Origin of the sequence: Pseudomonas sp. LSJ-87 (genome assembly GCF_032971465.1) — a bacterium.
Taxonomy (GTDB): domain Bacteria; phylum Pseudomonadota; class Gammaproteobacteria; order Pseudomonadales; family Pseudomonadaceae; genus Aquipseudomonas; species Aquipseudomonas putida_Z.
Window position 1 is genome coordinate 1 of sequence record NZ_JAWJYQ010000131.1, and the last position, 303, is coordinate 303.

Below are 303 nucleotides of genomic sequence, written 5' to 3' on the forward strand. Positions count from 1 at the left end.
GCCCTTTCGCGACACAAGGCCGCTCCTACAAGGACCGCGGCCAGGACATCGCCCGCCGTTTCATCGAACTCAGCCCCGACAAGCGCTGCCTGTTCCTCAAGGCGCTGCATGGCCCGCTGGAACCACCGCCCATTCCCAGGCGAAGCTGAGGGCATCCCCTGCCGCAGCGCCCGGGAGCAAGCCTCGGAGTTGATGGGCTATGCACTCGACTTGTCACTGACCGGTTTGATGGATGGCGATCAGCAGATGCTCTGGGCTTCGCATTACTTTGCAGCCATGGCCAAGGCGCTGCTGGATGATGCC

The 303-nt window shown here is 63.4% G+C and carries 1 protein-coding gene; it reads left to right on the forward strand.

Annotated elements, in window-relative coordinates; translation table 11 throughout:
- Nucleotides 1-108 precede the first annotated feature (108 nt).
- Nucleotides 109-303, forward strand: a 195-nt coding sequence (locus tag RYH74_RS26380; protein WP_317410634.1) for a DUF3077 domain-containing protein, incomplete at its 3' end; no start/stop codon positions are given.